The organism is Geodermatophilus pulveris, from assembly GCF_900188375.1.
GTDB lineage: Bacteria > Actinomycetota > Actinomycetes > Mycobacteriales > Geodermatophilaceae > Geodermatophilus > Geodermatophilus pulveris.
Window position 1 is genome coordinate 207,438 of the sequence record NZ_FZOO01000001.1, and the last position, 14,551, is coordinate 221,988.

General features: G+C 76.0%; 15 protein-coding genes. 8 read left to right on the forward strand and 7 right to left on the reverse strand.

From position 1 onward, the window contains the following. Positions 1–318 precede the first annotated feature (318 nt). Positions 319–1,065 carry a response regulator transcription factor gene (locus CHB98_RS01140; RefSeq protein ID WP_089303767.1) on the forward strand — a complete coding sequence of 249 codons (747 nt, stop codon included), beginning with the start codon at positions 319–321 and terminating at the stop codon, positions 1,063–1,065. Between the two features lie 182 nt (positions 1,066–1,247). Here CHB98_RS01140 and CHB98_RS01145 read toward each other — a convergent pair whose 3' ends face one another. Further along, entirely contained in the window at positions 1,248–1,637 is a 390-nt protein-coding gene (locus CHB98_RS01145; protein WP_089303768.1) for a DUF5319 family protein, read from the reverse strand. Between the two features lie 125 nt (positions 1,638–1,762). Here CHB98_RS01145 and guaB point away from each other — a divergent pair, with 125 nt between their 5' ends. Genes guaB through guaA form a run of 3 tightly spaced genes read left to right on the forward strand, consistent with a single transcriptional unit; the run spans position 1,763 to position 5,984 of the window. Next, on the forward strand, positions 1,763–3,268 hold the full coding sequence (gene guaB / locus CHB98_RS01150) for an IMP dehydrogenase (RefSeq protein ID WP_089303769.1): 1,506 nt from the start codon (positions 1,763–1,765) through the stop codon (positions 3,266–3,268). Between the two features lie 2 nt (positions 3,269–3,270). Next, positions 3,271–4,422 carry a GuaB3 family IMP dehydrogenase-related protein gene (locus CHB98_RS01155; RefSeq protein WP_089303770.1) on the forward strand — a complete coding sequence of 384 codons (1,152 nt, stop codon included), beginning with the start codon at positions 3,271–3,273 and terminating at the stop codon, positions 4,420–4,422. Further along, positions 4,422–5,984, forward strand: coding sequence for a glutamine-hydrolyzing GMP synthase (guaA, locus tag CHB98_RS01160; protein WP_089303771.1), 1,563 nt, complete (start codon positions 4,422–4,424; stop codon positions 5,982–5,984). Before CHB98_RS01155 ends, guaA begins: the two co-directional genes overlap by 1 nt. A gap of 143 nt (positions 5,985–6,127) precedes the next feature. Here guaA and CHB98_RS01165 read toward each other — a convergent pair whose 3' ends face one another. Next, positions 6,128–6,841, reverse strand: coding sequence for a helix-turn-helix transcriptional regulator (locus CHB98_RS01165; RefSeq protein WP_089303772.1), 714 nt, complete (start codon positions 6,839–6,841; stop codon positions 6,128–6,130). Positions 6,842–6,904: 63 nt separating this feature from the next. Here CHB98_RS01165 and CHB98_RS01170 point away from each other — a divergent pair, with 63 nt between their 5' ends. Next, on the forward strand, positions 6,905–7,486 hold the full coding sequence (locus CHB98_RS01170; protein ID WP_089303773.1) for a dienelactone hydrolase family protein: 582 nt from the start codon (positions 6,905–6,907) through the stop codon (positions 7,484–7,486). A 75-nt stretch (positions 7,487–7,561) separates the two neighbouring features. Beyond that, positions 7,562–8,605, forward strand: coding sequence for a sodium:calcium antiporter (locus CHB98_RS01175; RefSeq protein ID WP_245820843.1), 1,044 nt, complete (start codon positions 7,562–7,564; stop codon positions 8,603–8,605). A 57-nt stretch (positions 8,606–8,662) separates the two neighbouring features. Here the strand turns inward: CHB98_RS01175 and CHB98_RS01180 are convergent, their stop codons facing one another. Both CHB98_RS01180 and CHB98_RS01185 read right to left on the reverse strand, forming a co-directional pair. Next, a complete protein-coding gene (locus tag CHB98_RS01180) occupies positions 8,663–8,950 on the reverse strand; it encodes a hypothetical protein (RefSeq protein ID WP_089303774.1) in 288 nt (95 codons plus the stop codon). Further along, on the reverse strand, positions 8,943–9,851 hold the full coding sequence (locus tag CHB98_RS01185; RefSeq protein ID WP_089303775.1) for a PspC domain-containing protein: 909 nt from the start codon (positions 9,849–9,851) through the stop codon (positions 8,943–8,945). Before CHB98_RS01185 ends, CHB98_RS01180 begins: the two co-directional genes overlap by 8 nt. A gap of 125 nt (positions 9,852–9,976) precedes the next feature. On the opposite strand from CHB98_RS01185, the gene CHB98_RS01190 reads away from it, so the two are divergent. Beyond that, positions 9,977–11,161, forward strand: coding sequence for an ATP-binding protein (locus CHB98_RS01190; RefSeq protein WP_089303776.1), 1,185 nt, complete (start codon positions 9,977–9,979; stop codon positions 11,159–11,161). Continuing rightward, positions 11,158–11,811: a LuxR C-terminal-related transcriptional regulator gene (locus CHB98_RS01195; RefSeq protein ID WP_089303777.1), complete on the forward strand. Its 654-nt coding sequence runs from the start codon at positions 11,158–11,160 to the stop codon at positions 11,809–11,811. The genes CHB98_RS01190 and CHB98_RS01195 overlap by 4 nt, the downstream gene beginning before the upstream one ends. A gap of 115 nt (positions 11,812–11,926) precedes the next feature. On the opposite strand, the gene CHB98_RS01200 is transcribed toward CHB98_RS01195, so the two are convergent. The 3 genes from CHB98_RS01200 to CHB98_RS01210 all read right to left on the reverse strand — a co-directional run bounded on the left by CHB98_RS01200 (position 11,927) and on the right by CHB98_RS01210 (position 14,458). Beyond that, the gene (locus tag CHB98_RS01200; protein ID WP_089303778.1) at positions 11,927–13,300 is read right to left on the reverse strand and encodes an acetamidase/formamidase family protein; all 1,374 of its coding nucleotides are present in this window, start codon (positions 13,298–13,300) and stop codon (positions 11,927–11,929) included. Between the two features lie 108 nt (positions 13,301–13,408). After that, a complete protein-coding gene (locus CHB98_RS01205; RefSeq protein ID WP_089303779.1) occupies positions 13,409–14,143 on the reverse strand; it encodes a PIG-L deacetylase family protein in 735 nt (244 codons plus the stop codon). Between the two features lie 45 nt (positions 14,144–14,188). Then, on the reverse strand, positions 14,189–14,458 hold the full coding sequence (locus CHB98_RS01210) for a chorismate mutase (protein ID WP_089303780.1): 270 nt from the start codon (positions 14,456–14,458) through the stop codon (positions 14,189–14,191). Between the last annotated feature and the right edge of the window lie 93 nt (positions 14,459–14,551).

Below are 14,551 nucleotides of genomic sequence, written 5' to 3' on the forward strand. Positions count from 1 at the left end.
GCTCGATGCGAGCCGGAGGGGGCGGTCCGGTCGCATGGGGCCCGGTGCCCGAGGCCTCCGCGGGTCAAACCCACGGTGACCCCGCATTTTCGCGGCTCCGGCCTCCCTCCGCTGGGTGAGAGCGGGTGTCCTGGCCCCCGGTAGTCGATCAAGGTGGCTGCAGGCCGTGCCGAACACCGCCACGGGACACCGCTCGCACCCGGTCCGACCGGGTGGCGACGGGGCCCCGGGCGGGGCGCGCGCCCGAGCGACACCCGGCCGGGGGACCCGGGCGGTGGGGGACCCGGCCAGCCCTGGCCGAGGCAGCGAGGAGCAGGCGTGATCGACGACAGGATGCGCGGACCCGGCCACGGGACGACGACGGTGTGGGTCTACGACGAGCGCCGGCGGGTCCGTGACGACATCGCGGGCCGGCTGGTGGCACTCCCGTTCGTCGGCCGGGTGGAGGTCGTCGGTGACCCGGCCGCCCTGATGGCCCGGCTGGCCACCCGCCAGCCCGACGTCCTGCTCATCGGCACCCAGCGCGCCGTGGACACCGGGCTGACCGTCGCCACCCAGGCGCTGCGGGCCAACCCGCGGCTGCCGGTGCTGGTCCTCGGCGCCCCCGACGACGGCGAGACCGTGCGGGCGGCGGTCGCCGCCGGCGCCCGCGGCTACCTGCGCTGGGACGCCACCGCCCTGGAGATGGGCCTGGGCCTGTCCCGGGTCGGTCTGCGGGTCGACGGGCGCGGCCCCGCGGGGCCGGTCCCGGCGCAGCCGGTGCCGCTGGCCTCGGTCGGTGCCGCGTCGACCCCGTCCTGGGGGGGTGCCAGCCCGCTGACCGGTGCGGCGCCCACCACGGTGCGCTCGACGGTGCGCGAGCCCGCCCCGGTGAGCCTGTCCATGCGCGAGATGCAGGTGCTCACCGGCATGAGCCAGGGCAAGAGCAACGCCCAGATCGGCCGCGAGCTCTACCTCTCCGAGGACACCATCAAGACCCACGCCCGACGGCTGTTCCGCAAGCTCGGCGCCAAGGACCGCGCCGAGGCGGTGGCCACCGGCTTCCGCCGCGGCATGATGACCTGACGCACGGTCCGCCAGGACCGCACCACGAGAGGGCCTCCGCCGTACCGCAGCGGAGGCCCTCTCGTGCGTGCGTCCGTCGCGCCGAGTGGGCCCCGGAGGGTCCGCGCAGGCGTGACCCAGCGGTTCGGCGGCAGCCGGGGACGCCCCCTGGCCGCGGTGTCGGCCGGAAGGCCGACCGTGTCCTAGTCGTCGCGGGCGTGCCGGCCGCCGCGGCCCTCGCCGCCGGGCTCCTCGCGGTCGGCGACCGCGGCGATGCCGTCGGCGTAGCCGCTGGCGTAGTCCCAGCTGACGTAGTCGTCGGGGTCGGGGTCGAACGGCGGCTCGTGCCGGCCGGTCTGGCCCTCCTCGAGCAGCTGGCGGAGGTTGGCCTGCATGAGCGCCCAGTCGACGTGGTGCTCCTCGTCGCAGTCCGGGCAGTCGACGACGATGCCCTTGATGCCGGTCGGCTCCAGCAGCGTCCGGAACACCTCCAGCTCGGCCAGGTCGTCGAGGACCCCGGCCCGCTCCTCCATCGTCAGCGGCGGCGGACCGGGCTGGTCGGCGGAGCCGGAGGCGTCGTCCCAAGAACTCACAGGGGTCACGGTATCGGCCGGACGGGCATCGCACGAAGGCCGCGAGGGGCGCCGCCTAGGATCGGGGGGAGGCCCCCCGCGCGCCCAGGAGGGGTGCCGGCCGATCCGGAGGGTGGCGGCGACCGATGCAGCCCGATGAGTCCGTCCCCGAGCTGCCCGCGAAGTTCGCGCCGCTCGGCCTGACCTACGACGACGTCCTGCTCATCCCCGGTGCGTCCGACGTCGTCCCCGCCGAGGTGGACACCGGCAGCCGGCTGACCCGCGGCATCCTGTTGGCCGTCCCGCTGCTGTCCAGCGCGATGGACACCGTCACCGAGGCCCGCATGGCCATCGCGATGGCGCGGGTCGGCGGCATGGGCGTGCTGCACCGCAACCTCGCCGCCGAGGAGCAGGCCGGCCAGGTCGACCTGGTCAAGCGCTCGGAGGCCGGCATGGTGACCAACCCGGTCACCTGCTCGCCGGACAACACCCTCGCCGAGGTCGACGCGCTGTCGGCCCGCTACCGCATCTCCGGCGCGCCGGTGGTCGACGCCGACGGCGTCCTGCTGGGCATCGTGACCAACCGCGACATGCGCTTCGAGAACGACCAGTCGGTGCTGGTCCGCGACGTCATGACGCCGATGCCGCTGGTCACCGCCCCGGTCGGCGTGGACGCCGACACCGCGCTGGGCCTGCTCCGCCGGAACAAGATCGAGAAGCTGCCGCTGGTGGACCGCGCCGGGCGGCTGCGCGGGCTGATCACGGTCAAGGACTTCGTCAAGCGCGACCAGTACCCGAACGCCACCAAGGACGCCGACGGCCGGCTGGTCGTGGGTGCGGCCCTCGGCGTGGGGGACGACGCCTACAAGCGGGCCGGGCTGCTGGTCGACGCGGGCGTGGACGTGCTCGTCGTCGACACCGCGCACGGCCACCAGCGCGCGGTGCTGGACATGGTGGCGCGGGTGAAGGCCGACTTCGGCGTCCAGGTGGTGGGCGGCAACGTGGCCACCCGCGCCGGGGCGCAGGCCCTGGTCGACGCCGGGGTGGACGCGGTCAAGGTCGGCGTCGGCCCGGGCTCGATCTGCACCACCCGCGTGGTCGCCGGTGTCGGCGTCCCGCAGGTCACGGCCATCTACGAGGCGGCGCTGGCCGCCCGGCCGGCCGGTGTCCCGGTGATCGCCGACGGCGGGCTGCAGTACTCCGGCGACATCGCCAAGGCCCTGGTCGCCGGCGCGGACACGGTGATGATCGGCGGGCTGTTCGCCGGCGTCGAGGAGGCGCCGGGCGAGCTGGTGTTCGTCAACGGCAAGCAGTACAAGACCTACCGCGGCATGGGGTCGATGGGCGCGATGCAGAAGCGCGGCAACCAGTCCTTCAGCCGGGACCGGTACTTCGCCGACGACGTCCTCTCCGACGACAAGCTCGTCCCCGAGGGCATCGAGGGCCAGGTGCCCTACCGCGGCCCGCTCTCCGGCGTGGCCCACCAGCTCGTCGGCGGGCTGCGCGCCTCGATGGGCTACGCGGGGGCGCAGACGATCGCCGACCTCCAGGAGCGCGGCCGGCTGACCCGGATCACCTCGGCCGGCCTGGTCGAGAGCCACCCGCACGACATCCAGATGACGGTGGAAGCACCGAACTACAGGGGGCGCTGACCGTGAGCGCACGCGACACCGTCGAGATCGGCCTCAACCGCTTCGCCCGCCGCGGCTACGACCTCGACGAGGTCTCGATCGTGCCCTCCCGGCGCACCCGCGACGTCGACGACGTCTCCACCGCCTGGCAGATCGACGCCTTCCGCTTCGACATCCCGCTGGTCACCAGCCCCAGCGACGCCGTCGTCAGCCCGGCGACCGCGATCGCCGTCGGCCAGGCCGGAGGCCTCGGCGTGCTCAACGCCGAGGGGCTGTGGACGCGCTACGACGACCCGGACCCGGTGTACCGCCGGCTGCGCGAGGCCGCCGGGGACGGCGCCCCGCCGGTGGCCCTGCTGCAGGACGTCTACTGCCGCCCGGTCGACCCCGACCTGATCACCGTCCGGGTCAAGGAGATGCGCGACGCCGGCGTGACGACGGCGGTGCGCGTCTCGCCGCAGCACACGCTGCAGCTGGCCCCGGCCGTGCTCGCCGCGGGCGTGGACCTGCTGGTCATCCAGGGCACGATCGTCTCCGCCGAGCACGTGACCAGCTCCGGCGACGCGCTCAACCTCAAGGAGTTCATCGCCGACCTCGACGTGCCGGTGATCGTGGGCGGCGCGGCCAACTACCAGACCGCGCTGCACCTGATGCGGACCGGCGCCGCCGGCGTGGTCGTCGGCGTGGGCGCCGACAGCTTCTCCACCGGGGACGCCGTCATGGGCATCCGGGTGCCGCTGGCCAGCGCCATCGCCGACGCCGCCGCGGCCCGCCGCGACTACCTGGACGAGACCGGCGGGCGGTACGTGCACGTCATCGCCAACGGGCGGATCGAGACCAGCGGCGCCATCGCCCGCGCGCTGGCCTGCGGCGCCGACGCCGTCCAGCTCGGCGAGCCGCTGCGCGCCGCGGCGGAGGCGCCCGGCGGCGGCATCTGGTGGGACTCGGTGGCCGCGCACCCGCGGCTGCCCCGGGGCGGCGCGTCGGCGCCGGTGCCGCCGGCCGGCTCGCTGGGGCAGGTGCTGCTCGGCCCGGCGCAGACCGCCGACGGGCGGACCAACCTCTTCGGCGCGCTGGCCCGCACGATGGCCAAGACCGGCTACCGCGACCTCAAGGAGTTCCAGCGGGTCGACCTCGTCGTCGGCGGCGGCCCGCACGAGGACGACCTGCGCTGATGGACTCCCCGACCGTCCTCGTCGTCGACTTCGGCGCGCAGTACGCCCAGCTGATCGCCCGGCGGATCCGCGAGGCCGGGGTCTACTCCGAGATCGTGCCCTCCGACGTCCCCGCCGAGGAGGTCGTCGCCCGCAAACCCGCGGCGATCGTGCTGTCCGGCGGGCCGTCCAGCGTCTACGCCGAGGGCGCCCCGCAGGTGGACCCGGCGCTGTTCGAGTCCGGCGTGCCGGCGTTCGGCATCTGCTACGGCTTCCAGGCGATGGCCGCCTCGCTCGGCGGCACGGTGGCCCGCACCGGGGACCGCGAGTACGGCGGCACCCCGCTGACGGTCACCACCGCCGGCCGGCTGTTCGGCGCGCTGCCGGTCGAGCAGTCGGTGTGGATGAGCCACGGGGACGCCGTCAGCGCCGCCCCGCCGGGGTTCACCGTCACCGCCACCTCCACCGGGGCGCCGGTCGCCGCCTTCGAGGACGTCGACCGCAGGCTCGCCGGCGTGCAGTTCCACCCCGAGGTGCGGCACACCGCGCACGGGCAGACGGTGCTCGAGCACTTCCTGTTCGACATCGCCGGCCTGGAGCCGACCTGGACGATGGCCAACGTCGTCGACGAGCAGGTCGAGCGGATCCGCGCGCAGGTCGGCGACCGGCGGGCGCTGTGCGCGCTGTCCGGCGGCGTCGACTCCGCGGTCGCCGCGGCGCTGGTGCAGCGTGCCATCGGTGACCGGCTGACCTGCGTCTACGTCGACCACGGGCTGATGCGCGAGGGCGAGACCGAGCAGATCGAACGCGACTTCGTCGCCGTCACGGGCGCCGACCTGCGGGTGGTCGACGCCCGGGAGCAGTTCCTCACGGCGCTGGCCGGGATCAGCGACCCGGAGCAGAAGCGCAAGGTCATCGGCCGGGAGTTCATCCGGGTCTTCGAGCAGGCCGCCCTCGACGTCGTCCACGACGCGCAGGCCCACGGGGAGACCGTCGACTTCCTCGTGCAGGGCACCCTCTACCCCGACGTCGTCGAGTCCGGCGGCGGCAGCGGGACGGCGAACATCAAGAGCCACCACAACGTCGGCGGGCTGCCCGAGGACCTCACCTTCACCCTCGTCGAGCCGCTGCGCACGCTGTTCAAGGACGAGGTGCGCGAGGTCGGCCTGCGGCTCGGCCTGCCCGAGTCGCTGGTGTGGCGCCAGCCGTTCCCGGGCCCCGGGCTGGGCATCCGGATCGTCGGCGAGGTGACCCGGGAGCGGCTGGACGTGCTGCGCCGCGCCGACGCCATCGCCCGCGCCGAGCTGACCGCCGCCGGCCTGGACCGGGAGATCTGGCAGTGCCCGGTGGTGCTGCTGGCCGACGTCCGCTCGGTCGGCGTGCAGGGCGACGGGCGCACCTACGGCCACCCGGTGGTGCTGCGGCCGGTGTCCAGCGAGGACGCGATGACCGCCGACTGGAACCGGCTGCCCTACGACGTGCTGGCCCGCATCTCCACCCGCATCACCAACGAGGTGGCCGAGGTGAACCGGGTGGTGCTCGACGTGACGAGCAAGCCGCCGGGCACCATCGAGTGGGAGTGAGCCCGGGGGTCGCCCCGCGCTGATCCGCGGCGTCGGTGCACGGGATGTGCACGTGTCGCGGTCGGGATGGCGTCCCGAGCGCGGTGCGTGCACGAAATGCGCGCCAGCGGGCCCCGCGACGGTCGGCGGTCCCCCTCGCCGCCCTACCGAGTGGCCGGACTCCCGGCCTCGTCCCGGACGGCGCGGGCGTCGGGCGGCGGGGTGCCGAAGACGGCCGGGTCGCGGGCCGGCGCGGTCCCCGGGGTGAGCGCGGCGTCCTCGATGCGGTCCCAGCGGAACCAGCGCGGCGCGTCCCGCTCCCGGCACCAGGCGGCCAGGTACCAGTGGTCGCCGGTGCGGGCCAGCAGCTGCGGCTCCACCCGGCGCCGCGTCGTCGCGCCGTCCCGGTCCCGGTAGGTCAGCGCCACCACCCGGCGTCCGGCGAGGGCCTGCTCCACCACCGCGGCCGCGCGGCCGCGCCGGGCCGGCGTCCCGTGCACCCACACCCGCCCGGCCAGCCGGTCCACCTCCGCGCGCGCCGCCGGCCCCAGCACGTCGACCACCTTGCCCAGCGCCGCCCGCCCGTCGACGGCGAAGGGGGCGTCGCCGGACCCGGCCAGGGCCACGGCGACAGCGACCGCCTGCGCGGGGGTGAGGTTCACCGGCGGCAGGGTGGCGGCGGCGTCGAGCACGTACCCGCCGCCCGGGCCGGCCGCCGCCCGGACGGGCACGCCGGCCTGCTGCAGCGCCGCGACGTCGCGCTTGACCGTGCGCGTGGACACCTCCAGCCACCCGGCCAGCCGCTGCGCCGTCCGGCCGCGCGGCCCCGCCCGGCGCAGCTCCTCGGTGAGCGCGTGCAGCCGGTCGGTGCGGTTCACCCGCGGATCGTCGCAGGAGTCGGTGACAGGACGGTGTCACCGGGCGCGCGGGAGGGTCCTGCCATGGCATCCATCGCGCTGTTCCACTCCGTCCTCGGCGTCCGCCCGGGCGTCCTCGACGCCGCCGCGCGGCTGCGGGCCGCCGGGCACGAGGTGCTCGTCGTCGACCAGTACGGCGGTCGGGTCTTCGACGACTACGACGAGGCCGGGGCGCACGTCGACCGGATCGGCTTCCCGGCGCTCATGGCCGCGGCGGTGGACGCGGTCGCGTACCTCCCCGACGGCTTCGTGGTGGCCGGGTTCTCCAACGGCGCAGGCATGGCCGAGTACGTCGCCACCCGGCGACCCTGCCGCGGGGCGCTGCTCGTCGCCGGTGCGCTGCCGCTCGCCGTCCTCGGGGCGGACGCCTGGCCGGCCGGCGTGCCCGTGCAGGTCCACCACACCGAGGACGACCCGAGGCACGCACCCGGGTGGCTCGACGCCTTCGTGGCCGACGTCCGCCGGGCCGACGGCGCCGTCGAGGTGTTCGGCCACCCGGGCAGCGGCCACCTGTTCACCGACCCCAGCCGCCCCCAGGAGTACGACGAGCAGGCCACGGAGCTCTTCTGGCAGCGCGCCCTCGTGTTCCTCGGCCGGGTCGGCTGACCCGCCGTCCGGATCGCCGACCCCGGCCCGCTGTGCTGAGCCGGCGCGACCACAGCACTCGACCGGGGGAGGCCGGTGACCGACGACTGGACGCTCCTGCCCAGCGTGCTGGCAGTCGTGGCAGCCGGCATCGCCATCGTCTTCGCCGGGATCCGGCTCACCCGGGCGGCCGACGAGCTCGCCGACCGCACCGGTCTCGGTGACGCCGTCGGAGGGGCGCTGCTGCTCGGCGCGGTCACCTCCCTGCCGGGCATCGTGGCGACCGCGACCGGTGCCCTGGAGGGCGACCCCGGTCTCGGGCTCGCCAACCCGGTGGGCGGCGTGGCCATCCAGACCGTGTGGCTGGCGATCGCCGACCTCGTCTACCGGCGGGCCAACCTGGAGCACGCCGCGGCGTCCCTGCAGAACGTCCTGCAGGCGCTGATCCTCGTCGCCCTGCTCTCGGTCCCGGTCATGGCCTACGCCACCCCCGGGTTGCGGTTGGGGTGGATCCACCCGCTGACGCTGCTGATCCCCGTGCTGTACGGCTACGGACTCGTGCTGCTGCGCCGGATGCAGGCCGAGCCGATGTGGCAGCCGATCCGGACGTCGGCCACCTCGGACGGGGACGGCGAGGGGCAGGCGGACGAGCGGTCGGGCGCCTCGACCGGCCGGCTGTGGGCCGAGCTGGCCGCGCTCGGACTCGTCGTCGGGGTGGCCGGGTGGGCGATCGGCCAGGGCGGCCTGGGTGTCGTCGCGGCGACCGGGCTGCCCAGCGGCCTGGTCGGGTTCACGCTGACCACCGCGCTGACCTCGCTCCCCGAGCTCGTCGTGCTGATCACCGCGGTGCGGATGGGGGCGCTGACCCTCGGCGTCGGCAACACCATCGGCGGCAACGTCTTCGACGCGCTGATGATCGGGCTGGCCGACGTCTTCCACCTGGAGGGGCCCGTCTACCGCGACGCCGGCGCGGTGAGCCTGGTGCTGCTCGGCGGGACGGTGCTCATGACGACGGTGCTCATGACGACGGTGCTCGCGGGCGGCCTGGTGATGCGCGACCGCACGGGGGTCGGGTTCGAGGGCTTCGCGATACCCGTCATCTACCTGGGCACCGTCGGGCTGGCCGTCGTCAGCCGGTGACCGGACACCGGAGGGCCCGGGGAGCGGTCGGCTCCCCGGGCCCTCCGGTGCGAGGTGTCAGCGCCGACGGCGGGCCCGGCGCAGCTCGGAGACCAGCAGCGCCACGCCGCCGGCGACCAGCACCAGCCACAGCAGGCCGCCGTCGACCACGCCGAGCGGCAGGACGGCGCCGGCCGCCACCACCACCGCCAGGACGACGAAGACCAGTCCCGGGACCAGCGCGGTGAGGTCGACCCCCCGGCGCGCGGGCGACGGCGGGTCCTCGGTCTCCAGCGGGGTGACCTCGCCCCAGGCGTGCTCCTGCCACGCCGTCGGGGTGGTCGGGAACTCGCTGTAGTCAGGCACGGTCCACCTCCACGTCGCCGACGCCGGCGTCGACGGTCAGCACGATCTCGGGCCGGTCGTCCCCGCTCCAGGCGGCGGGGCCGTCCCCGCGGGAGTACCCGCTCCCGGAGTCCAGGTCGAGGACGTCCACGTCACCGATGCCGCTGTCGACCTCGACCTCGACGTCGGCCCACTCGGGCACCAGGACCTCGACGTCCCCCACCCCGGGGCCGACGCGGGTCGTGACCGGGGCGTCGAGGTCGCTCACGTCGAGCGCGGAGAGGTCCAGCGTGAGGTCACCGACGCCGCCGTCGTAGACCGGCCGGACGTCGGCGGCGCGCAGCGGCCGCTCCGTGCGGTCGTCGACTCCCTCGACGTCGACGTCCCCCCAGTCGGCCGTCGCGCCGACCAGGGCCACCGAGAGGACGGCGCCCAGCGCGATCAGCCCGCCCTTGGCCCGCCGTCCGCCGGTGAAGGCGGCGACGACCAGGCCGAGCCCGACGATGCCCAGCGCGGGGGCGAGGAACCCGACGGGCCCGACGTCCCAGCCGGTGAGGACGGTCAGCCCCGCGAGCAGGCCGACGACGATGAGCAGGGCGGCCAGCGTCAGGCCCGGCACCGGTGACCGGGGCCCGGGCGGGCCTGCCGACCGGGGCCGCCCGGAGCGGTGCCCGGCCGGCATGAGCAGCCACAGCAGCAGGTAGACCGGCACGCCGGGCCCGGCGAGGGCCAGCGCGACGAAGCCCACCCGCCACAGCAGGGTGTCGATGCCGCTGTACTCGGCCAGGCCGCCGGAGACGCCGCCGAGGACCTTGTCGCTGCGGCTGCGCCGCAGCGGCGGCCGCGCCGGGGCACCGGGCGGCAGGGGATCAGCCGCCGGCGGGTCCGCCGACGGGAGCGCGGGGGGCGGTGCGGATGTCATGGCACCGAGCCTGTCCCCGCGGGGGACGGCGGTCCATCGGGGAACGCCCCCATCCCACCCGGGTCGGTGAGCTCCGGGCGTTCCCCGGTGCCGCCGGACCCCGTCCCGGTGCGACGATCGGCACCGTGACCACGACCGTGCCCGTGCCCGCGCGGCCGCCCCTGGTGCGCCCGCGGTCGGGGCGGCTGCTGGCCGGCGTCGCCGCGGGGACGGCGGCGCACCTGCGCACCGACCCGCTGGCCGTCCGGGTCGGCTTCGTCGTGCTCGCCGCCGCGGGCATCGGCGTCGTCGCCTACGCGCTGCTGTGGTTCTTCATGCCGGTCGCCGACACCGACGCCGACGCCGCCGCGACGCCCGGGGAGGACGAGCCCAGCCGCCGGCAGACCCTCGGCCTCGGCCTGCTGGGCGTCGGCGCGCTGCTCGCGGTCACCAACCTGGGCACCTGGGGCGGCGGCGACCTGGTCCTCCCGCTGCTGCTCGTCGGTGTCGGGCTGACCGTCATCTGGCGCCAGCTGGACACCGACCGCACCCTCTCCCGCCCCGGCGTGCGCTGGCTGCTCGCCGGCGGGGTGGCCCTCGGGGTGGCAGGCCTGGTGCTGCTGCTGGCCACCACCGGCCAGCTGGCCAACGCCCGCAACGGCTTCAGCGCGACCCTGGTGATCCTGGCCGGCGTCGCGCTGGCCACCGCCCCGCTGTGGCGCCGGCTGCTCGCCTCGCGCGAGGCCGAGCGCACCGCCCGCGTGCGCTCCGAGGAGCGGGCCGCCGTCGCCGCCCACCTGCACGACTCCGTGCTGCAGACCCTCGCGCTCATCCAGCGGCACGCCGACGACGCCACCGCGGTGTCCCGGCTGGCCCGCAGCCAGGAGCGCGAGCTGCGCACCTGGCTCTACGAGCCGGCGGCGACCGTGGGCGGCGGCACCTGGGCGGCGCTGGTGTCCGGCGTGGTCGCCGAGGTCGAGGCCGACCACGCGCTGACCGTCGAGTCGGTGGTCGTGGGCGACGCCCCGCTCGACGACGCGCTCACCGCCCTGGCGGCGGCCACCCGGGAGGCGCTGGTCAACGCGGCCAAGCACTCCGGCGCCACCGTCGCCGACCTGTACACCGAGGTGGGCCCGCAGCGGGTGGCCGTCTTCGTCCGCGACCGCGGCGCCGGGTTCGACCCGGCCACCGTCCCCGGCGACCGGCACGGGCTGCGCGACTCGGTCTCCGGCCGGCTCGCCCGCCTCGGCGGGACGGCGGTGGTGCGCTCGTCGCCGGGGGAGGGCACCGAGGTGGAGCTGTGCCTGCCGCGGGAGCGGGCGGTGGCGTGAGCACCACCGTCTTCCTCGTCGACGACCACGCCATGGTGCGCACGGGCGTGCGCGCCGAGCTCGGCGGTGCGGTGGACGTCGTCGGCGAGGCCGCCGACGTCGCGGGCGCGGTCGAGGGCATCCGCCGCACCGTGCCCCACGTCGTGCTGCTCGACGTCCACCTGCCCGGCGGCGGGGGCCGGGCGGTGCTGGAGACGCTGCGGGCCGAGCTGCCCACCGTGCGCTGGCTGGCGCTGTCGGTGTCCGACGCCGCCGAGGACGTCATCGCCGTCATCCGCGCCGGCGCCCGCGGGTACGTCACCAAGACCATCTCCGGGCCGGACCTGCGCGACGCCGTCGCCCGGGTCGCCGACGGGGACGTGGTGTTCAGCCCGCGGCTGGCCGGGTTCGTGCTCGACGCGTTCGCCGCGACCCCGTCCGCCCCCCGGCCGGCAGACCCGGCCACCGACCCCGGGCTGGACCTGCTCAGCGCCCGCGAGCGGGAGGTCATGCAGCTGCTGGCGCGTGGCTACACCTACCGGGAGATCGGCTCGCGGCTGTTCATCTCGGTGAAGACGGTGGAGTCGCACGCCTCCAACGTGCTGCGCAAGCTGCAGCTGTCCAACCGCAACGAGCTCACCCGCTGGGCGGCCACCAACCGGCTGCTGTGACACTGCGGTCCTCCGGACCGCACCGCGGTCCGGTGCCGTACCCGGCCTGCGCGGAGGCCCACCCGCCGGCGGGGGCGGGGGACCCCCGGGCCCCGCCCCCGCGTCAGCGGAGGACTCAGGCGAAGTGGCTCTTGGGGATGGTGCCGTGCACGCCGACGGTGCGGTCGACCACCTGGGAGACGGTGAAGTCCACGGCCGCCGAGAGGTAGGCGTAGGCCACCGACCGGTCCATGCCGAGGTCGTGCTGCAGGAAGTCCAGCGCGTTGACCGTCGCCCGCCGGTTGGCGACGTCGAGGTCGCCGCCCTGCCCGTCGCGCGAGCCGTCCGGGTCCGACAGGCCGATCGGCACCCAGGCGTCCGGCGTCTCGCCGAAGGGGTACCGGAAGGCGACCGACGGCGCGTCCCCGGAACCGGGCCGGCAGGCGGTGAGCCGGAAGGTGAGCCGCAGCGAGCCCTCCAGCGCGGTGAGCGCGGCCTCGCCGCTGCCCATGGACATGTGCGGGTCGCCGACGGAGAACAGCGCCCCCTCGGCCACCACGGGCACGTAGAAGGCCGAGCCCACGGTCAGCAGGTTCACGTCGATGTTGCCGCCGCCCAGCGTGGGCGGGATGGAGTTGACCAGCGGGTCGTCCAGTGCCGGGGCGTCGCTGACCGTGGCCACCGCCATGAGCCCGGCGAACGGGGCGACCGGCCAGGACACCGTGCCGCGCCGGCCGCGGGGCAGCGAGGCGACCGTCGTCCCGCCGCGGCCGGTGGACAGCGGGGTGACGTGCGAGACGTTGCCGTAGCGCTGCGGGTCCCCCGTCGCGCGGCCGTCGGTGCCGACCGGTGGCATGACCTCGGCGAGGCTGATGTCCGCCGGCGGGTTCTCGGCGAACTGGCGGGCCAGCGCGCCCTTCCCGTGCCGGCTGGACACGACGCCGTAGGGGACGCGCGGCAGGGCCGTCAGCGGCTCGATCTTCAGGACGTCGCCGGGCCGGGCGCCCTCGACGTACACGGGCCCGGTGACCACGTGCGGGCCGTCCGCGTCGAAGTCGCGGACGTGCCGGTCGTACCCCGCGGCCACGGCCACCGCGTCGTCGAGCACCTGCTCGCGCGGCACGCCCCGGCCGGCGAACCACGCGGCCGGGTCGCGGCCCTGGTCCTCCAGGACGCCCTCGTGGCTGACCGTGTCCACGGTGATCGTGCCACCCGAGCGGACCCGCGCCACCGGGGCGTCGCCGACGCGCGGCAGGTAGCCCCAGTACACCTCGTCGGCCCGGGAGGGCAGGTAGACGTCGCCGTCGACCGGACCGCGGCCGGGCTGCAGGACCTCCCCGGGCAGCCGGGTGCGGCTCCTCGGGCCGGCCGCGGCCGGTGCGGCGGCGGCCACGCCCGCCGCGAGGACCGCGCCGGCCGCCACGGTGGCCCGGACGAACGCGCGGCGCCCCAGCCCCCGTTCCAGCAGCTCGGCGGCGGCGGCCGGGTGGGGCGGCGGGGTGGGGGTCACGGGCTCTCCTGGGCGCTCGGGGACGGCGTCCGGTGAGTTCTACGTGGACCGTGTTTCGCCCGTGCTCTCCCCGGCGGGCCCGGTGTTGCGGCCGGGTTTCGTCCCGGGTCAGGCGGTGTGGACGACGTGGAACGCCTCGCCGAGCCGCCCGTCGGGCAGCCCCATCCGCCGCCCCGTCTGGCGCATCCAGTCGGTGACGAAGGCCTCGAGGTCGGTCATGTGGCTGACCTGGGTGACGTGGCTCTTGAGCGCGGCGAACTTCAGCTCGACGACGTCGGTGACGTCGACGACGTGGTCGGCGCGCGGGCTGGCGCCCAGCCACACCTCGGAGACCGTCCAGGCCTCCAGGCCCTCGTCGGCCAGCAGCTCCGGGAACGCGAACGGGTTGCGGGCGTCGGGGTAGACGGCCCGCAGCGTCGACTCGCCGACGGTCATGTGGTCGGGGTGGCTGGCGCCGATGCGCTCCCAGAACCGCTCCGGGGAGCTGGTCAGCACCCGCTGCGGGCGGACCTGCCGGATCACCCGGCTGATGTCGCGCCGCAGGTCCAGGGTCAGTTCCAGCCGGCCGTCGGGGTGGCCGAGGAAGCGCACGTCGGTCACGCCGACCGCCTTGGCGGCTGCCTCCTGCTCGGCCCGCCGCAGCGGCGCCATCTGCTCGCGCGGGGTGTCGTCGAAACCGCCGGCGTCGCCGTCGGTGACGATGCAGTAGGTCACCTCGGTGCCGGCCGCCGTCCAGGTGGCGACGGTGCCGGCGCTGCCGAAGTCGACGTCGTCGGGGTGGGCGAGCACGCACAGCGCGCGCTCGACGTGCTCGGCGGGCTTCCGGGGCGGGGGCGCGGTCACGGCTGCCGAGCCTATGCCGGGCGGCGCCGCCCCATCGGCGGCCTGCTAGAGCCGACCCCGGCCCTGGCGCAGCAGCACCATGCCCAGCGCGGCACCCTCGGGGCCGAGGGCGTCCTGGAAGCGGGCGATCACCCGCTGCTCGCGGGCGAGCGACAGCCGGGTGCCGCCCGCGGTGCGGCGCAGCTCGCCGATCTCCTGCGACACGGCCAGCCGGCGCTGCACCAGCGCGATGATCTCGGTGTCGCAGGCGTCGATCTGCCCGCGCAGCTCGGCGATGCGGTCGTCGGCGGCAGCGGTGGGGACGGTCGCGCTCATCGGGTCCTCCGGGGCGGGGCGGTGGCCGTCGGACCCCGGAGACGACGGACGCCCCGGGCTCCTCGGGCCCGGGGCGTCGGTTGCGGCGGTTGC

Excerpts from the sequence above, each read along its gene's own strand:
- guaA (WP_089303771.1), top strand. The coding sequence starts at position 4,422 with ATGGACTCCCCGACCGTCCTCGTCGTCGACTTCGGCGCGCAGTACGCC.
- guaB (WP_089303769.1), top strand. The coding sequence starts at position 1,763 with ATGCAGCCCGATGAGTCCGTCCCCGAGCTGCCCGCGAAGTTCGCGCCG.
- CHB98_RS01210 (WP_089303780.1), bottom strand. The coding sequence starts at position 14,458 with ATGAGCGCGACCGTCCCCACCGCTGCCGCCGACGACCGCATCGCCGAG.
- CHB98_RS01185 (WP_089303775.1), bottom strand. The coding sequence starts at position 9,851 with ATGACATCCGCACCGCCCCCCGCGCTCCCGTCGGCGGACCCGCCGGCG.
- CHB98_RS01170 (WP_089303773.1), top strand. The coding sequence starts at position 6,905 with ATGGCATCCATCGCGCTGTTCCACTCCGTCCTCGGCGTCCGCCCGGGC.